This window comes from Paraburkholderia sp. JHI2823, from assembly GCF_038900695.1.
Taxonomy (GTDB): Bacteria; Pseudomonadota; Gammaproteobacteria; order Burkholderiales; family Burkholderiaceae; genus Paraburkholderia; species Paraburkholderia mimosarum.
This window is the reverse complement of record NZ_JAYMRY010000254.1, coordinates 1-453: the sequence shown is the minus strand read 5'-3', so window position 1 is coordinate 453 and position 453 is coordinate 1. Positions and strand designations below refer to the sequence as shown.

Annotated in this window: 1 pseudogene; it reads right to left on the bottom strand. The window is 64.5% G+C overall.

What is annotated here, in order from left to right:
• Nucleotides 1-453, bottom strand: a pseudogene (locus tag VSR34_RS38570) (2-polyprenyl-6-methoxyphenol hydroxylase); the annotation flags it as partial.

The window sequence follows — 453 nt, the reverse complement described above, 5'->3', positions numbered from 1 at the left end:
GCTCGTACACGGCACGTGCCGCGTCATTGCCGATATCGACGACCGTGAAAGGCACGCCCGCGCGTTGCGCCGCGTCGCGCAGCGTTTCCACATCGAGCGATGCGTCGAAGCGCAGCAGCACGAAGCTCTCGCCGAACAGGTCGAGCGTGGAGCGGCCGGGCGCGAGCCACACATGTGGCGCGCGATGGCCCGGACGCGAAGTCTGCACATAGGTGCTGATCGTGTCCTCGGGCTCCGGCGTGCCATCGGGGACAACGATCGACGAGCCTTCGTACCGGAAGCCCAAATGAATACCGATCGTGTACCACTCGCGCTTCATCATCGCCGTGTAGGCATCGCCGAAAACACGGCGCGCCTCATCGCCCGCTTCGCCCGACTCGAACACGGCGGGGCTCAGATTCTTGCGTGGCGTGAGCATGAGCTTGAGATTGTTGGTCGCCTCGTTGACGTTGC